Annotated in this window: 16 protein-coding genes; 8 read left to right on the forward strand and 8 right to left on the reverse strand. The window is 71.4% G+C overall.

What is annotated here, in order from left to right; all coding sequences use genetic code 11:
- The first annotated feature begins 29 nt into the window (after positions 1-29).
- From ACIBW9_RS03050 to ACIBW9_RS03060, 3 genes are all read left to right on the forward strand, one after another.
- Positions 30-956 carry an oxidoreductase gene (locus ACIBW9_RS03050; protein WP_398950617.1) on the forward strand — a complete coding sequence of 309 codons (927 nt, stop codon included), beginning with the start codon at positions 30-32 and terminating at the stop codon, positions 954-956.
- Between the two features lie 223 nt (positions 957-1,179).
- Entirely contained in the window at positions 1,180-2,514 is a 1,335-nt protein-coding gene (locus tag ACIBW9_RS03055; protein WP_398950619.1) for a S8 family peptidase, read from the forward strand.
- Positions 2,511-2,759, forward strand: coding sequence for a hypothetical protein (locus ACIBW9_RS03060; RefSeq protein ID WP_398950621.1), 249 nt, complete (start codon positions 2,511-2,513; stop codon positions 2,757-2,759). Before ACIBW9_RS03055 ends, ACIBW9_RS03060 begins: the two co-directional genes overlap by 4 nt.
- Positions 2,760-2,857: 98 nt before the next feature.
- On the opposite strand, the gene nirD is transcribed toward ACIBW9_RS03060, so the two are convergent.
- From nirD to ACIBW9_RS03075, 3 genes are read right to left on the reverse strand one after another with little or no spacing between them, the layout of a single operon-like run.
- On the reverse strand, positions 2,858-3,208 hold the full coding sequence (gene nirD / locus ACIBW9_RS03065) for a nitrite reductase small subunit NirD (RefSeq protein WP_398950623.1): 351 nt from the start codon (positions 3,206-3,208) through the stop codon (positions 2,858-2,860).
- The gene (gene nirB / locus ACIBW9_RS03070; protein ID WP_398950624.1) at positions 3,205-5,823 is read right to left on the reverse strand and encodes a nitrite reductase large subunit NirB; all 2,619 of its coding nucleotides are present in this window, start codon (positions 5,821-5,823) and stop codon (positions 3,205-3,207) included. The genes nirD and nirB overlap by 4 nt, the downstream gene beginning before the upstream one ends.
- Positions 5,823-7,049: an NAD(P)/FAD-dependent oxidoreductase gene (locus tag ACIBW9_RS03075; protein WP_398950626.1), complete on the reverse strand. Its 1,227-nt coding sequence runs from the start codon at positions 7,047-7,049 to the stop codon at positions 5,823-5,825. Before ACIBW9_RS03075 ends, nirB begins: the two co-directional genes overlap by 1 nt.
- A 253-nt stretch (positions 7,050-7,302) precedes the next feature.
- Here ACIBW9_RS03075 and cpt point away from each other — a divergent pair, with 253 nt between their 5' ends.
- The gene (gene cpt / locus ACIBW9_RS03080) at positions 7,303-7,836 is read left to right on the forward strand and encodes a chloramphenicol phosphotransferase CPT (RefSeq protein WP_398950629.1); all 534 of its coding nucleotides are present in this window, start codon (positions 7,303-7,305) and stop codon (positions 7,834-7,836) included.
- A 126-nt stretch (positions 7,837-7,962) separates the two neighbouring features.
- On the opposite strand, the gene ACIBW9_RS03085 is transcribed toward cpt, so the two are convergent.
- Positions 7,963-8,586, reverse strand: coding sequence for a class F sortase (locus ACIBW9_RS03085; RefSeq protein ID WP_398950631.1), 624 nt, complete (start codon positions 8,584-8,586; stop codon positions 7,963-7,965).
- A 117-nt stretch (positions 8,587-8,703) separates the two neighbouring features.
- Complete coding sequence (locus tag ACIBW9_RS03090; protein WP_398950633.1) at positions 8,704-9,228, reverse strand: hypothetical protein; 525 nt, start codon at positions 9,226-9,228, stop codon at positions 8,704-8,706.
- Positions 9,229-9,507: 279 nt separating this feature from the next.
- Here ACIBW9_RS03090 and ACIBW9_RS03095 point away from each other — a divergent pair, with 279 nt between their 5' ends.
- On the forward strand, positions 9,508-10,107 hold the full coding sequence (locus ACIBW9_RS03095) for an NADPH-dependent FMN reductase (RefSeq protein ID WP_398950635.1): 600 nt from the start codon (positions 9,508-9,510) through the stop codon (positions 10,105-10,107).
- Between the two features lie 119 nt (positions 10,108-10,226).
- Entirely contained in the window at positions 10,227-10,805 is a 579-nt protein-coding gene (locus tag ACIBW9_RS03100; protein ID WP_398950637.1) for a hypothetical protein, read from the forward strand.
- A 69-nt stretch (positions 10,806-10,874) separates the two neighbouring features.
- Here the strand turns inward: ACIBW9_RS03100 and ACIBW9_RS03105 are convergent, their stop codons facing one another.
- On the reverse strand, positions 10,875-12,527 hold the full coding sequence (locus tag ACIBW9_RS03105; protein ID WP_398950639.1) for a M4 family metallopeptidase: 1,653 nt from the start codon (positions 12,525-12,527) through the stop codon (positions 10,875-10,877).
- A gap of 162 nt (positions 12,528-12,689) precedes the next feature.
- On the opposite strand from ACIBW9_RS03105, the gene ACIBW9_RS03110 reads away from it, so the two are divergent.
- Positions 12,690-13,100 (forward strand): gamma-glutamylcyclotransferase family protein, encoded by a 411-nt coding sequence (locus tag ACIBW9_RS03110; RefSeq protein ID WP_398950641.1) that lies wholly within the window; start codon positions 12,690-12,692, stop codon positions 13,098-13,100.
- 15 nt (positions 13,101-13,115) lie between these two features.
- Here the strand turns inward: ACIBW9_RS03110 and ACIBW9_RS03115 are convergent, their stop codons facing one another.
- On the reverse strand, positions 13,116-15,215 hold the full coding sequence (locus ACIBW9_RS03115) for a molybdopterin oxidoreductase family protein (protein WP_398950643.1): 2,100 nt from the start codon (positions 15,213-15,215) through the stop codon (positions 13,116-13,118).
- 102 nt (positions 15,216-15,317) lie between these two features.
- A complete protein-coding gene (locus ACIBW9_RS03120) occupies positions 15,318-15,989 on the reverse strand; it encodes a vancomycin high temperature exclusion protein (protein WP_398950645.1) in 672 nt (223 codons plus the stop codon).
- Between the two features lie 211 nt (positions 15,990-16,200).
- Here ACIBW9_RS03120 and ACIBW9_RS03125 point away from each other — a divergent pair, with 211 nt between their 5' ends.
- Complete coding sequence (locus ACIBW9_RS03125) at positions 16,201-17,112, forward strand: sirohydrochlorin chelatase (protein ID WP_398950647.1); 912 nt, start codon at positions 16,201-16,203, stop codon at positions 17,110-17,112.
- The last annotated feature ends 59 nt before the right edge of the window (positions 17,113-17,171 follow it).

Raw genomic sequence — 17,171 nt, forward strand, 5'->3', positions numbered from 1 at the left:
AAGCACCCGCACCCGGAGGGAGCCCGCCCATGCCCGGCTGGAACGAGAAGGCCGTCCCCGACCAGAGCGGGCGCATCGCCGTCGTCACCGGGGCCAACAGCGGGCTCGGCTACGTCGTCGCGCGGGAACTGGCGCGCAAGGGGGCGCGGGTGATCCTCGCGTGCCGGAGCGAGGTGCGGGGAAACGCGGCGGCGGACCGGATCGTTGCTGAAGTGCCGGGAGCGATCGCGGAGTTCGCGCGGCTGGACCTCGGTGACCTGGGCTCCGTACGGGAGTTCGCGGCCTCGTACCGCTACGACTACCTCGATCTGCTGGTCAACAACGCCGGGGTGATGGCGCTGCCGTACGGGACCACGGCGGACGGGTTCGAGACGCAGTTCGGGGTCAACCACCTCGGGCACTTCGCGCTCACCGGGCTGCTGCTGCCGACGCTGCTCGCCACCGCCGGCGCCCGCGTCGTGAGCGTCTCCAGCGAGATGCACGCGCTGGCCAACATCGACCTAGACGACCTCAACGGCGAGCGCCGCTACCGGCGTTGGATCGCCTACGCCCGCTCCAAGACCGCCAATCTGCTCTTCGTCCACGAGCTCGCGCGCCGGCTCGCGGCGCACGGCGCGGACGTGGTGGCGGCCGCGGCCCATCCCGGGTACGCGGCCACCAACCTGCAGGGTGCCGCGCCCCGCATGGAGGGGCGCAGGCTCCTCGGACGGGTGATGGAGCTCGGCAACCGGGTCTTCGCGCAGTCCGCGAAGGCCGGTGCGCTGCCCGTCCTGTACGCGGCCACGGCGCCGGAGGTGCGGCCGGACTCCTTCACCGGACCGTCGTTCATGATGTGGCGCGGGGCGCCCGCCCCGTCCTGGCGGGCGCCGTGGACGCTCAACGACGCGGCGGGCGAGCGGCTTTGGGCCGCGTCCGAGCGGCTCACCGGGGTGGCGTACGACGCGTTGAAGGGGTGACCGGGCACGTCCTGCGAGCCGTCGTGTTGCGGGCCTCCGTGCGCGATGCGACGGTGTACCGGGGGGCGATGCCGACGGCCTGGCGAAGGTAGTCCTTGCCGGTCACGGCAGTACGCGTCGATCCACGCGACCGATCCGCGCCCCCGTTGTCCGGCGCCGGCCCTGCGTGTCCCGACGTGTGTCCACGAACGGGGGGAGCAGCGCACAGAAAGCGGGAAATTCAATGGCGAACGGACCCATGGACAGGCGCGCCTTCGGCGAGCACCCCGATCGGCCCCACCCCCGATTCGAAGGCCAGGGAGCGGAGTACACCGGCCGGTACGTGGTGTTGCTCGACCAGAGCAACCAGGAGAGCGGGTTGAACGCGCTGCGTTCCTCCGCGGACATCGCGTCCGTCGAACGTGTCCGCGGAACCGACGTCGAGAACGTCTCCGAACTCCTCGAGCGCCCCGACGTCTCGGTGCACTTCGAGGAACTCGGCGCGGCCGTCGTCGAGGTGCGGCCCGAGCAGCGTCATGCGCTGGTGACCACCGCGGAGAGGGAGTCGTCGATCATCGCGGCGGAGCCGGAGCGCAAGGTGTACGCCTTCCCGATCACCGCCCCGACGCAGGCGCCGACCGAGTTCTACCCGGCCTACCGCAGCGACGAGGACGTGGTCGGTCGCCATTCCAGGGCCGAGATGGCCGCCGCCCAGGGCCCGGCCTGGGACGAGCAGCACTGCACCTGGGGCCTGCAGGCGATCCGGGCCCAGTTGTCCCAGCTGACCGGACGCGATGTGAAGATCGCCGTGCTGGACACCGGCGTGGACACCGACCATCCGGACTTCGCCGGCCGCATCGAGGCGACGGCCTCGTTCGTGCCCGGCGAGCCCGTCAGGGACGGCCACGGCCACGGCACGCACTGCATCGGCACCGCCGCCGGACCCGCCCATCCCCAGCAGGGACCCCGGTACGGCGTGGCCTGCGAGGCCCGGATCCTCGCGGGGAAGGTGCTCAACAACCAGGGCTCCGGCAGCGACGGCCAGATCCTGGCGGGCATGGCCTGGGCCGTGGCCCACGGCGCGAAGGTGATCTCCATGTCGCTGGGCTCCGGGGTGCAGCCGGGTGAGCTCTTCCCGCAGACGTACGAGAGGCTGGCCCAGCGCGCGCTGGAACGCGGGACGGTGATCGTCGCCGCCGCGGGCAACGACAGCCACCGCCCCACGGAGGTCATGCCCGTGGGCCGGCCGGCCAACTGCCCCTCCATCCTCGCGGTGGGGGCGCTGGACAAGGCGATCCGGACGTCGTTCTTCTCCAACGGCGCCATCAACGGGCAGGGCGGCGAGATCGACATCGCCGCGCCCGGCTGGCAGGTGTTCTCGGCCAAGCCCGGCGGCGGGCAGCAGGAGATGAGCGGTACCAGCATGGCCACCCCGCACGTGGCCGGTGTCCTGGCACTGCTCGCCCAGGCGAACCCCGACGCCTCCGCGAAGGAGCTGTGGAACGCCCTGAAGTCCGGTGCCTACCCGCTGATGCAGCCGAGCAAGGATGTCGGCGCGGGCCTCCTCCAGGCCCCGTGACCGACTCCTCCCACTCCGCTCCGGTCGGGGTCGTCCTCGCGGTCGACCCCGACCGGTTCGCGGAGGTCGTCGCGGCCCTGCGGCGGGCCGGTCTCACGGTCACGGGCGAGCAGCCGATCCTCGGCACGCTCTCCGGCACCGTCGCGGAGGACCGGATCCCCGCCCTGGAAGCCGTCGACGGCGTGGACGCCGTCGACCGCGAACTCACCGTCCAACTCCCGCCCCCGGACGAGCCGATCCAGTGACCCCGCCGATCAGGCCGTCGCCCCCGCTGTCCCCACCGATGCCGCGTCGTCGGAGGCCAGGGACAGGACGGCGGCGGCCAGAACCTCGGGGCGGGGGCCTACGCCGCCCGTACCTGGTACGTCGCGATCCGTACCGACTCGTCGTCCAGGCACTGCCCCGACCGCAGGTCGAACCGCTGCTTCAGCAGGGGCGAGGCGACGAACGGGCGGCCCTGGTGGGTGCCCGTCAGGCCGCGGGAGAGGACCGCCGCGCCGCCGAAGGGATCGCGGTTGTCGATGGCGTACAGCTCGCCGTTGCGGTCGCGGAACAGGGCGACCTGGCGGCCGTCGGGCAGCAGCGCGGCCACGCCGCGGCCGGGGAGCAGCTGGTTGAGTTCGCAGACCGTCAACCAGTCGTCGTCCAGCTGCAGTTCGACCTTCAGGTCGGTGGTCTCGGGTGCCAGGGTCATCGCTGGGCGCTTCCTTCCAGGAGGTCTTCAGAGGGGCGCATGCCGATGGACAGCAGCGGAAGGTCGGGCTTGATCTGGTCGCGCTCCGGGACGAAGCCCACGACCGGGTCGGGGGTGTCGGGCGCGTTCACGAAGGACACGAACCGGGCGAGCTTGTCCGGGTTGTTGATGGTGGTCGCCCACTCGTCCGCGTAGTTCGCCACATGGGCCGCCATCAGGGACTCCAGCTCCTCGCAGATGCCGAGGGAGTCCTCCACCACCACGTCGCGCACGTGGTCCAGGCCGCCGGGGATGCGCTCCAGCCAGGTCGAGGTGCGCTCCAGGCGGTCGGCGGTGCGGATGTAGAACATCAGGAAACGGTCGATCAGACGGACCAGCTCGGCGTCGGAGAGGTCCTGCGCGAGCAGGTCCGCGTGGCGCGGGGTGGCGCCGCCGTTGCCGCCGACGTACAGGTTCCAGCCGTTCGACGTGGCGATCACGCCGAAGTCCTTCGACTGGGCCTCGGCGCACTCGCGGGCGCAGCCGGAGACCGCCGACTTGAGCTTGTGCGGGGAGCGGAGCCCCCGGTAGCGCAGCTCCAGGTCGATCGCCATGCGGACGGAGTCCTGGACGCCGTAGCGGCACCAGGTCTGACCCACGCAGGACTTGACGGTGCGCAGGGCCTTTCCGTAGGCGTGGCCGGACTCGAAGCCGGCGTCCACCAACCGGGCCCAGATCAGCGGGAGCTGCTCGACCCGCGCGCCGAACATGTCGATCCGCTGACCACCGGTGATCTTCGTGTAGAGGCCGAAGTCGCGGGCGATCTCACCGATCACGATGAGGCCCTCGGGGGTGATCTCACCGCCGGGGATGCGCGGGACGACCGAGTACGAGCCGTTCTTCTGCAGGTTGGCGAGGAAGTGGTCGTTGCTGTCCTGCAGCGAGGCCTGCTCGCCGTCCAGGACATAGCCGCTCGCGCCGATCGCCGGGGCGAGGGAGGCGATGATCGAGGCGACGGCCGGCTTGCAGATCTCGCAGCCGTCGCCACCCCTCGCCTCGTCGCGGCCGTAGCGGTCCAGCAGGTCCTGGTAGGTGTTGATGCGCAGGGCGAGGACGATCTCGTAGAGCTCCTCGCGGGTCTGCGAGAAGCAGCCGCACAGGCCCTTGTCGACCTCGACGCCCGACGCCTCCAGCTCGGCCGTGACCAGCTGGCCCAGCACCTTGACACAACTGCCGCAGGTCGTACCGGCCTTGGTGCACTTCTTCACCTCGGGCACGGTGGTGCACTGGTGGTCGGTGACCGCGGCGCGGATGGTGCCCTTGCGGACGTTGTTGCAGGAGCAGATGATCGCGTCGTCCGGCAGCGCGGTCGGGCCGAGCTGCACCGACTCACCGGCGCCGGCGGGAAGCACCAGCGACTCGGGCGAGACCGGCGGCACCGAACCGGTGAAGGCCTTCAGCGTGCCGTAGGCCTCCGCGTCGCCGACCAGGATGCCGCCGAGCAGCGTGCCGTCCCGGCCGATGACCAGCTTCTTGTACAGGCCCGCGCGGGAGTCGGAGTAGACGACGTCCAGGCAGTCCTCGGTGGTGCCGTGCGCGTCACCGAAGGACGCCACGTCCACGCCGAGCAGCTTCAGCTTGGTGGACAGGTCGGCGCCGGTGAACGTCAATTGCTCGGTCTCGTCCTCGGCGATCGTCGCGGCAGCCGTCTCGGCCTGCTCGTAACCGGGGGCGACCAGGCCGTACACCCGGCCGTCGGAGGCCAGCGCGCACTCGCCGATCGCGAAGACGTGCGGGTCGGAGACCGTACGGCACTGCTCGTCGACGGTGATGCCGCCGCGCTCGCCGACGGTCAGGCCGCAGTCGCGGGCCAGATGGTCGCGGGGGCGGACACCGGCGGAGAACACCACCAGGTCGGTGGCGAGTTCGGAGCCGTCGGAGAGCTTCATGCCGGTGACCGCGCCGTCCTCGCCGACGACGATCTCCTGGGTGCCGACGCCCGTGTGGACGGTCAGGCCCATCTCCTCGATGGTGCGCAGCAGGGCCGCGCCGCCGCCCTCGTCGACCTGCACCGGCATCAGACGTGGCGCGAACTCCACGATGTGGGAGGTGAGTCCGAGACCCTTCAGCGCCCCCGCGGCCTCGAGTCCGAGCAGACCGCCGCCGACCACCGCACCGGTCGTCGCCTTCGTCTTCGCGTATTCCTCGATCGCGAGCAGGTCCTCGATCGTGCGGTAGACGAAACAGCCCTCGGCGTCCTTGCCCGGGACCGGCGGCACGAACGGGTACGAGCCGGTGGCCAGCACGAGGGTGTCGTACTCGAAGACCTGACCGGACTTCGCGGTCACCTTCTTCGCCTCACGGTCGACCGTCACCGCCGGGTCGCCGACGTACAGCTCGATGCCGTGGTCGTTGATGAACTCCATGTCGGTCATGGAGAGCTCCTCGGGCGTCTTGCCCGAGAAGTACGAGGTCAGCGCCACGCGGTCGTACGCGGGACGAGGCTCCTCGCACAGCACGACCACGCGGTGCGTGGCGGTCAGGCCGCGCGCGGCGAGCGCTTCGAGGAAGCGCTGGCCGACCATGCCATGGCCGACGAGCACGATCGTGGGGGTAGCCCCGCGAGTGGCGGACATCAGGAGCCTCCATCGTTGGTGAGCAGGTGGAGCAGAGGGGCACCGTCGGCGGGGAGCGGCTCTGCCCCCTCCCAGGCGCGGGCGAGTGCGCCGACGGTGCCGAGTTCGCCGACGAGGACCCCGCCGACCAGGCGGTCGCCGCGGACGACGACCTTGCGGTAGGTGCCACGAGTGGCGTCGGCCAGCTGGACGACGTCGTCGCCGGGCCGGGCCTCCGTCTCGCCGAACGCGGCGAGGTCGAGACTTCCCAGGGGAGCGTCGTGCCCGGCGAGCGTGAGCCGGGTCAGGGCACGGGTGCCGGTGTAGCGGGCGTTCGTGCGGCCGGACAGCAACTCGGCCAGGACCTCCGCCTGTTCGAGCGCCGGGGTGGCCAGCCCGTAGACCTCGCCGTCGTGCTGGACGCAGTCGCCGATGGCCCGGATGTGCGGGTCGGAGGTGCGCAGCTCGTCGTCGACGACGATCCCCTTGCGGACCTCGAGACCGGCGGTCTGCGCGAGGCCCACCCGGGGGTGCACCCCGCAGGCCAGCACCACCAGGTCCGCGTCGAGGGCGTATCCGTCGTGCATCTCGACCGAGCGGACCGCGCCGCCCACGCAGCGCACGTCGCGCACCCGGCACTCGGTGTGGATCTCGACGCCGAGGTCCTTCAGGTGCCGCTGCACGAGCTTCGAGGCGCTCGGGTCGAGCTGGTGCTCCATGAGCCGCTCGCCCTGCTGGGCGAGGACGACCTGGGCGCCGCGCCGGGCGAGCGCGCGGGCCGCGGAGACCCCGAGGAGCCCGCCGCCGATGACGACCGCCTTGACCCCCGGCCGTACGGCCTTCGAAAGACCCAGGCAGTCGTCCATGGTCCGGAACGCGTGCACGCCCTCGGGCAGCACATGGTCCGGCGTGAACAGTCCGCGCAGGGGCGGGAGCACCGGGTTGGAGCCGGTGGCCAGGACCAGCGTGTCGTATGCGATCTTCGAGCCGTCCGCGCACTCGACGGTCCGCTCGGCGCGGTCGATGCCGGTGACCCGGGCGCGGGTCAGCTCCGCGGGCGCCGGCAGCGCGATCACCTCGGGGCTGTACCGTCCCGCCAGCACCTCGGCGAGCAGCACCCTGTTGTACGGGCGGTGCTCCTCCTCGCCGATCAGCGTCACGGGCGTGCCGAGCTCACCGAGCCGCTGGGCGAGACGGACGCCCGCGAGCCCGGCGCCGATCACCACCACACGCGTATTCGAGGTCATGTCTAGGAGCGTGCGGTGCCGGTGTTACCCGGCAGCATCACATCTGTTTCCCGCGAGGAACGCTGCCCTCAGCTCAGGCCCGGCGGGAGTGTGAGGGTTCGGAGTGCACGTGGGGGGTGTGATGTGAGGTGGCGGCGGCCTCGGCGCTGCCGCCCGCCCGGTTCCGTGCAGGCACCATCGTCTACGACGCCCTGGTCACGGGCAGCCCGAAAACGGGTGGGGAGCGTTCCGCTCGTTCCTCTACGGTGGCCCGATGGCGACCCAGGTGATCGTGCTCAACGGTGGATCCAGCTCCGGCAAGTCGGGGATCGTGCGGTGTCTGCAGGCGGTGCTGCCGGAACCGTGGCTGGTCTTTGCGATCGACACCCTGGTCGACTCGATGCCCGCGTCCCTGCAGGCCTCGCTCGTCGCGCCGGACGGCGGGGTGAGCGTCGGGCCTGAGTTCCGGAGGCTGGAGACGGCATGGATGGAGGGCGTCGCGGCGACCGCCCGTGCGGGCGCCCCGGTCATCGTCGACGACGTGTTCCTCGGCGGTGGCGAGTCCCAGGACGGGTGGCGGAAGGCCCTGGCCGGTCTGGACGTCCTGTGGGTCGGCGTGCGCTGCGAGGCCGCGGTGGCCGCGGGCCGGGAGATCGCGCGGGGCGACCGGGTGCGGGGAATGGCCGGGCAGCAGGCGGAACCGGTCCACCGGGATGTGCAGTACGACATCGAGGTGGACACCACGCACACGGAGTCGCTGGACTGCGCGCGGACCATCGCGGCGGCGGTGCTCAACGGGTTGCGGTAGCCGGTCGGTCGCGGATGGGCCGAGGTCGAGGGGGACACCGCGCGCACGGGGTGCAGGAGTGCGTGCGGAGCGTCGCGGCGGCGGTGCTCAGCGGCAGTCGTCCTCAGCGGCTCGCGACAGCCCTCCTCAGCGGCTCCCGGTGAGGTGCGCGAACACCACCACGTTCCCCTCGTAGCCGGTCGACCGTGAATACCCCCCGCCGCAGGTGATCACCCGCAGCTCGGGGCGGTCCGCCGCGCCGTACACCTTCTCGTCGGGGAAGTGCTCGGCGTCGTACACCTCGACCGCGTCCACCGAGAAGAGCGCCGTGCTGCCGTCCCGCCGGTCCACCTCGATGCGGCTGCCCTTCTTCAGGGCGCCGAGGTCGTAGAAGACGGCGGGGCCGTCGGCGTTGTCGACATGGCCCGCGACGACGGCGGTCCCCTTCTCCCCGGGGGTGGTGCCGGCCTCGTACCAGCCCGCGAGGTTCCGCTTCGCGGCGGGCGGCACGCCGAGGCTGCCGGACGGGGTGAGCGCCAGGCCCATGAGCGGCGCGTCGACGTGGATCGACGGGATGCGGATGCGGTGGGGCGGGGACGGGGGCAGCGCGGGCGCGCCGCGCGGCTGGCCGCCGTGGCCGGTGCGGGCCGCCTGCGCGGGGGACGGCTGCGGCGGGGCGTGCGTCCCGGCGCCGCCCCCGAGCAGCCAGGCGCCGGAGCACAGGGCGACCACGGTGACGGTCCCTATCGCGCCGTTGCTGACTCTGCGCACGCGAGCCTCCTACCTGACTCGAGCGGTCGTACCCGGCCCCCTCCGAGCCGCGAGGGGCGTCGGACCCGGAGGGGGAGGGACTTGCGGTACCGGTGGACGGACAGCGGAGGGTGTCCGTCAGATCCCGTCGCCTCTCGCCCGGCGATGCAGGAGCCAGGTACCGCCCGCGGCGGCGACGGCGAGAGCCGTCACGCCGGCCGCGGTCTGCACGGGATCGGGGCCCAGGGCGCCGCCGACCCCCGTCCTCACACTTCCGCGGGGCTCCTGCCCGTGGACCGCCGTCAGGGTCACCACCAGGTCACCCGTGACCTGCCGGTCGCCCTCGGCGCACTGCGCGACGATCTCGTACGTCCCCGGCTGGGCGCTCGGCGGCACCCGGAACTGGCCGACCGCCTCGCCGTCGTGCGCACTCGGCGCCAGGGTGAAGACGCCGGCCCCCACCGCTCCGGCGTCGCCCGCCGCCGTGCCCTCCGTGCCGCACTCCGCGGTGTTCACCGTGATCTGGGTGCCCGGCACGGCCTGGGAGGGGAACACCTCCAGACCACCGCCGCCGTCGTCGTCGGCGTACGCGGGCGCGGCCACGAAGCCCGCGGCTGCGACGGCGAGGGCGGTACCGGTCAGCAGACGGGCGGTACGTCGCATCGATGCTCCTCCGAGCTCTCTTCGGTGTCCCCTGCCCTTCCGAGGTAAGTGCCAGCTGCCCGAGCGCGCTCCCTGAAGGTCTGTCAGAAATGCGGTGAATGGGTGTCAGATCCGTGCGCCTTACGGTCTCTCGGGCGGAATTTCAGCAGGTCACCGGCGTGCGACGAAGGCTCCATGGAACAGCACCCGATGGGCGCAGGGCGCACGTGTGAACGGGTGACCCGGAGCTCACGGCCTCGGCTTGACCTCAATCAAGGTCGAGGTACGAGGCTGGGCGGCATGCAGATCACAGACGCACCCCTCGATACCGAAGCCCCTCTCGCCGTCACCCTCGTCATCGGCAGCAATCGCCACGGCCGCTTCGGCCCCGTCGTCGCCGACTGGCTCCTGGACCGCATGCGCGACCGCGACGACCTGCTCCCCGAGGTCGTCGACGTGGCCGACGCGGACCTGCCCACGACCTTCGCCCCGACCTCCGAGGCGAGGGCGGCACGCTCCTCGGTCACCCCGAAACTCGCCGCCGCGGACGCCTTCGTCGTGCTCACCCCCGAGTACAACCACTCCTTCCCGGCAGGCCTCAAGAACCTCATCGACTGGCACTTCACCGAATGGCAGGCCAAGCCCGTCGCCCTCGCCTCCTACGGCGGCCTCTCGGGCGGCCTGCGCGCGGTGGAACACCTCCGCCAGGTCTTCGCCGAACTCCACGCGGTCACGATCCGCGACACGGTGTCCTTCCACAACGCGGGCGCGTCCTTCGAGGAGGGCCGCCTCAAGGACCCGCAGGGGCCGGAGGCGGCGGCGAAGGTGATGCTGGATCAGCTGGTGTGGTGGGGGAGGGGGTTGCGGGAGGCGCGGGTGAGGCGGCCGTACGGGGCATGAGACGCACGCAGCCTGCGGGCAGTCGTGAACATGGGTCCCCACAGGAGCCCCGGAGCGACGATGTGCCCCTTCGGCCCTCAGCTATGCTGCCCGCCGAAGATCGGGGAAATGAGGGGGACATGGCGAAGTTGACCGTTCGGCGCAGAGCCGCTCTGGCTGTCGCGGCCGGCATCGTCGGCACACTGCCCGGCACCGTCGACGCGGCTGCCCAGTCGGCGGTCGCCTCGACGGCTGTGTACGACTGCAGGTACGACGCGGTGTCGGTGTCCGATGCCGCGGGCTCGGTGGTTCCCGCCGCGCGCAAGACCGGCGTACCGCTCCACGCCCACCTGCGAGTCCACAACGCCGAGGCCGTGGCTCTGACCAAGGCCACCTACGTCTTCGCCATCGGCAACCTCACGAGCAACCGCGGGCCCGCCCCCGTCGTCCAGTGGCGCATCGGCAGCGGTCACTGGCACAAGATGGGCCTGCACTGGAACAACAGGACCAACGGCTCACTGCCGCTGTGGAACTCGGACACCCTGTCGCTGGGAACCATTCCCGCACGGGGCACCGTCACCACCGAGATCTCCGTGACGTTTCCCAAGAGGTCGGTCAAGGCCGTCTACTACGACTTCCTCGACATTCACAGCGGCATCTGCGGCCACACCCGGCTGGACTGGTACCAGGGTAACGGCTTTGAGTACTGGCCCTGGTGAGGAGAACGGCAGGACGGCCGCCCCGGTCGATCACCGAGGTGGCCGTCCGCGCGCTCACCGCACGGTCGATCAGTTGACGTTGACCGCGCTCCAGGCCGCCGCCACCGCGTTGTACTCCGTACTCCCCGCCCCGTACAGATCCTTCGCCGCGTTCAAGGTCGCCGTACGCGCACCCGCGTAGTTCGTCGACGACGTCATGTAGACCGTCAGCGCCCGGTACCAGATCTGGCCGAGCTTCTCCCGGCCGATGCCCGTCACCGTTTTGCCGTTGTACGTCGGGGAGTCGTAGCTGACACCGTTGATGGTCTTCGCGCCGCTGCCCTCCGCCAGGAGGTAGGCGAAGTGGTTGGCGACGCCCGAGGAGTAGTGGACGTCGAGATTGCCCACCGAGGAGCTCCAGTAGTCGGCCGACTTGCCGTCCTTGGAGGGCTTGTCCATGTAGCGCAGGGCGGCCTGGCCGAAGCCCGGCCGGACGATCTTCTCGCCGATCAGGTAGTCCCCGGGGTCGGAGGGGTTGTTGGCGTACCACTCCACCAGCGTGCCGAGGACGTCGGAGGTCGCCTCGTTGAGGCCGCCGGACTCGCCCGAGTACGTCAGGGCCGCCGTCTTGGAGGTGACGCCGTGCGTCATCTCGTGGCCGGCCACGTCCAGGCCGACCAGCGGGCCGAGGGCGGTGCCGTCACCGTCGCCGTAGGTCATGCAGAAGCAACTGTCGTCCCAGAAGGCGTTGTTGTACTTGTTGCCGTAGTGGACGCGGTTGTACGAGCCCTTGCCGTCGTTGGCGATGCCGTTGCGGCCGAAGGAGTTCTTGTAGAAGTCCCAGGTCATGTTGGTGCCGTACTGGGCGTCCACGGCGGCGGAGGCGCGGTCGGCGTCCGTGCCCGACCCCCAGTGGTTGTCCGTGTCCGTGAACACGGTCGACGGGGCACGGCTGACGCAGATGCTGGTCAGGAAACACAGGTCCGTCTGGTTCGCCGCGTCACCCGTGTACGTGCCGCCGCGCGTCGGGTCCTTGAGCTGGTACGTCGATCCCGACGCCGTCGTCTCCAGCGGCACCGTCCCGCTGTACAGCGACTTGCCGTCGCCCGTCGCCGTCTCGATGTCGTCCCAGGCGTCGATCTGACGGCCGGTGCGGGCGTCCGTGAGGACGGTGCGGGAGACCGGGTTGCCCAGGGAGTCCTTGGCCGCGACCCGCGTCCGCCACGCCAGCTTCGGCGTTCCGTGCAGTGCGTCGACGACCAGCTCCGGCCTGGCCGTGAGCTTCCTCAGGGTCTCGCCGAGGTTGACCGCGCGCAGGGCGTTCGCCGCGAGGTCGGCGGCCTTCGGGGCCGATATGGAGGGGACGATCGAGGCGAGGGATATCTTGCTCCGGGTCGCCCGGTTCGCGCTGCGATACGTTCCGTCCGAGGCCATGTGGACCACGAAGTCGCCGCCGAGCACCGGGAGTTGACGGTACGTCCGGTCGTAGCGCACATGCTGGGTGCCGTCCTTGTCGACGATCACGTCCCGCACCTTCGTGCCCTCCTCGGGGGTGAGTCCGAGGCTCGCGGCGTGTGCCAGGAGCGCCGATGCCGCGTTCGCGATCGCGCCCGCCCTGGTCGGTCGTTCATCGGCCACCGCGGCGGGGGAGAGGGCCGCTGCCAGCAGACTGGCGGTGGTGGCGGCCACGCCGAGGGCGGCGAGCCGACGGGAACCTCGGACGTCGATACGTATCCGGCTCATCGATCTCCTCGAGAAGGCGCCGAAGGGCGCGTGGGGGCGCGCGGGAGGCGTGGGGGGCGTGCGCAGGTGTTGACGACGATTTAAGGGGCCATGACACAGCGAGGTCCATAGCGCGTACTGGGAGGTATGGGAGGGGGAATGTGAGGAGAGAGAATCGTTTTTGTGAGACTCCCGTTCTTCGTCTACGGCACCCTCCTCCCCGGCGAGGTCAACCACGACCTGTTCCTGCGCGGTCGCACGGCGGCCGAGGAGCCGGCGCGGCTCAACGACGCGGCCCTGTACGACGGACCCGGATATCCGTACGCCGTCGAGGAGCGCGGCGGAGTGGTGTACGGGGAGCTCGTGACCGCAATGCCGGAGATGTACGAGGAGTTGCTCGTCGCCCTCGACCGGCTGGAGGAGTACGCCCCCGGGGATCCGCGCAACCTCTACGAGCGCGTCGAGCGCGAGGTGCTCCGCGAGAGCCGGAACACAGCCGTACGCGCCTGGGTGTACGTCGCCGCCCCCGCCGTCGCCGCACGTCTGCGCGCCCGCGGGAAGCCGATCGAGAGCGGGGACTGGCGGGTCAGATGAGTCCGTCGGCCCCGGCTACGACTGAACCGCCTCCAGCCGCACCGCACACGCCTTGAACTCCGGCATGCGTGAGGTCGGGTCGAGGGCGGGGTTGGTGAGCGTGTTGGCGCGGCCCTCGCCCGGCCAGTGGAACGGCATGAAGACCGTGTCCGGGCGGATCGAGGTGGTGATGCGGGCCGGTGCCACGGCCCGTCCCCGGCGGGAGACCACCGCCACCGGGTCGCCCTCCGCCGCCCCGAGCCGCGCGGCCAGCCGCGGGTGCAGCTCCACGAACGGCCCCGGCGCCGCGGCGTTCAGCTCGTCCACCCGGCGGGTCTGGGCGCCGGACTGGTACTGGGCGACGACCCGGCCGGTGGTCAGCAGCACCGGGTACTCGTCGTCCGGTTCCTCGGCGGAGGCCCGGTGCGAGACGGGGACGAAGCGGGCCCGGCCGTCCGGGGTGGCGAAACGGTCGAGGAAGAGGCGGGGGGTGCCGGGATGGCCCTCACTCCGGTCCTCACCCTGGCTTTCCGCACTCGGGCAGGGCCAGAACACCCCGTTCTCCTCCGCCAGCCGGCGGTAGGTGATCCCCGAGTAGTCGGCCGGCCCTCCCGAGCTGGCCCGCCGCAGCTCCTCGAAGACCTCCTCCGGGTCGGTCGGGAAGCCCTTCTCCACGCCGAGCCGGTCGGCCAGTTCGTGCATGACCTCCAGATCGCTGCGGACACCGTCGGGGGCGGTGATCGCGCGCCGCCGCAGCAGCACCCTGCCCTCCAGGTTGGTCGTGGTGCCGGTCTCCTCCGCCCACTGGGTGACGGGCAGCACGACGTCCGCCAGCGCCGCCGTCTCCGACAGGACGACATCGCAGACCGCCAGGAAGTCCAGCGACTTGATGCGCTCCTCGATGTGCGCGGCACGCGGCGCCGAGACGACCGGGTTGGACCCCATCAGCAGCAGGGACCTGATGTCCGTACCCAGGGCGTCCAGCAACTCGTACGCGCTGCGCCCCGGCCCGGGAAGCGAGTCCGGGTCCACGCCCCACACCTCGGCCACATGCCGCCGCGCCGCCGGGTCGTCCAGTTTGCGGTAGCCGGGCAACTGGTCGGCCTTCTGGCCGTGTTCGCGTCCGCCCTGTCCGTTGCCCTGCCCGGTCAGACAGCCGTACCCGGACAGCGGGCGGCCCGCGCGGCCGGTCGCCAGGCACAGGTTGATCCACGCGCCGACCGTGTCGGTGCCCTTGGACTGCTGCTCGGGGCCGCGCGCGGTCAGCACCATCGCGTTCTCCGGCTCGCAGAACATCCGTACCGCTTCCCGCAGTTGGGGAACGGACACCCCCGTGATCCGTTCCACGTACTCGGGCCAGTGCGCCATCGCCGCCGCCCGGGCGTCCTCCCAGCCGGCCGTGCGCTCGGCCACGTACTCCTCGTCCACCCGCCCCTCGGCCACCACCAGGTGCAGCAGGCCGAGCGCCAGCGCGAGATCCGTACCGGGCCTCGGCGCCAGATGCAGATCGGCCTGCTCGGCGGTCTTCGTGCGGCGCGGATCGACGACGATCAGCGTGCCGCCGTTCTCCTTCAGCTCATTGAAGAACCTGAGCGAGGGCGGCATGGTCTCCGCGAGGTTCGAGCCGACCAGGATCACACAGCCCGTCTTCGGGATGTCCTCCAGCGGGAACGGCAGCCCCCGGTCCAGGCCGAACGCCTTGGTGCCGGCCGCCGCGGCCGACGACATGCAGAACCGCCCGTTGTAGTCGATCTGCGAGGTGCCGAGCACCACCCGGGCGAACTTGCCGAGCGTGTACGCCTTCTCGTTGGTGAGGCCGCCGCCACCGAAGACGCCGACCGCGTCCGGGCCATGTTCCGTACGCGTCCGGCGCAGTTCCCCGGCGATACGGTCCAGTGCCTCGTCCCAGGTGGCGGGCACCAGAGTGCCCTCGGAGCGCACCAACGGGGAGGTCAGGCGCACCCGGGACGAGAGCACGGCCGGCGCGCTACGGCCCTTGCCGCACAGCGCGCCCCGGTTCACCGGGAAGTCCGCGCGCTCGCTCACCTCGACCGTGCCGTCCGGCGCGGGCGTCAGGTTCATCCCGCACTGCAGGGCGCAGTACGGGCAGTGCGTGGGCGTCGCGGAGATCTGCATGCCACTCAGCGTGCTTCGGCTGTGTTACATGCGGGACGGCTCCTTGTTACACGGGCGGCACGGCGACCTCCCGGCCGGCCGGGAGCGGCGGTGAGGCGCCCTTCACCGGGCGTCGGCGAGCGCCTTCGCGACCCCCGTCTCCTTCGGCCCGAGGAAGCGCGGGTCGGGGTGGAACACGGCGTCCAGGGCCGCCTTGCCGGCGGCGAAGATCTCACGCGTACCGCCGTAGTACCAGGTCGCGTCGTGCTTGGCGTCGACCCCGACGCCGTACGAGTCGACACCCGCCGCCTCGCACAGGGCGACCGCCCGCCGGATGTGGAAGCCCTGGCTGATGAGCACGGCCCGGTCGACCCCGAAGATCTTCTTGGCGCGGACACAGGAGTCCCAGGTGTCGAAGCCCGCGTAGTCGCTGACGATCCGCCCCTCCGGGACACCGTGCTTCTTCAGATACGTGCGCATGGCGTCGGGCTCGTCGTAGTCCTTGCGGCTGTTGTCGCCGGTGACGAGGACGACCTCGACCCGGCCCTCGCGGTACAGCTGCGCGGCCGCCTTCAGACGGTTCGCGAGGTATGGGGACGGCTCGCCGTTCCACAGGCCCGCACCGAAGACCACGGCGACCTCGGTGCGCGGCGCGTCGGCGGTCGTCCGCAGCCGGTCGCCCGTCGTGACGTACAACCAGGTCACGGGCAGCAGCGCCAGCACACACCCGGCCATCACGGCCTGCACCAGCCTCCGCTGCCCGGCACGCGTGCGTGGCAGGCGTGGTCTGCGCATCGGTCCCCCTCCTCCGGCTGCTTTTCGACAGTCAGAGACGTCCTGTCAGGCCGCGCGGTTCGTCACACGATACGTGACCAGGTTCACTCCGAGGCAGGAAACCGCAGGTCAGTCCCCCTCACACACCCCATGCACCCCACCGTGAACCGCCGGAAAACACCCGTCATTCCCGTGCAACGGGGCGGCAACCTCCGGCCGCCACCATCGGTCCATGACGGCGTCGAACCCTCCTCGCGACGAGTCCCCGACCGCCCACCTCGACAGTACGGCGCATCTCATGAACCGGATCAGCAGCCAGCTCGCCAGCCAGCTCAGCCTCGTCTCCCTGGACGGCAGGCGACGCCCGGCCGCGCCCGCACTGGTCGTCGTCGCGCACGGCAGCCGCGACCCGCGCGCCCTGAGCACCGTCCGTACGCTCCTGGACCGCATCCGCGAGCAGCGCCCCGGCCTCCCGGTCCACCTCGGCCACATCGAGCTGAACGACCCGCTGCTCCCCGACACCCTCGCGACCCTCGGCACCCGCGAGGCCGTCCTCGTCCCCCTGCTCCTCAGCCGCGGCTACCACATCAAGCGGGACATCCCCGAGATGGCCGCCGAGTCCGAGGTGCGCGCGCGCGTGGCCGGCGCCCTCGGCCCGCACCCCCTCCTGGTCGAAACCCTGCACGCCCGTCTGGTCGAGGCCGGCTGGGACACCCCCACGGACGAGACCGCCCGCCGCACCAGCGCGGTCGTCCTCGCCGCGGCAGGCTCCCGCGACCCGGAGTCCAAGATCGACACCAACCGCACGGCCCAGCTCCTGTCGGAACGCCTGGGCGTCCCGGTCGTCCCGGCCTACGCCACCACGGCCGCCCCCACGGTCCCGGACGCGATCCGTGCCCTGACTGAACGGGGCCGCGACCGAGTAGCCGTAGCCTCCTACTTCACCGCCCCCGGTCGCTTCGCCACGGAGTGCACGGAGGCGGCACCTTGGATCGCATCAGCTCCACTGGGCACACACCCCGCGATGGCAAAGCTGGTCCTGCACAGATACGACCAGGCACTGGCAACCCCGGTTGCGACAGCTGCCGCAAGGGGCGCGGGGAACTGCGCGACCAGCCACGAACTACCCGCAATCGCCATATAACGGCACCCGGCAGACGGACAGGCACACCCCAATTGTCACTGCCTGCGCTTACTGTCGAG

The sequence above is a fragment of the Streptomyces sp. NPDC049541 genome (assembly GCF_044465725.1).
Lineage (GTDB): Bacteria > Actinomycetota > Actinomycetes > Streptomycetales > Streptomycetaceae > Streptomyces.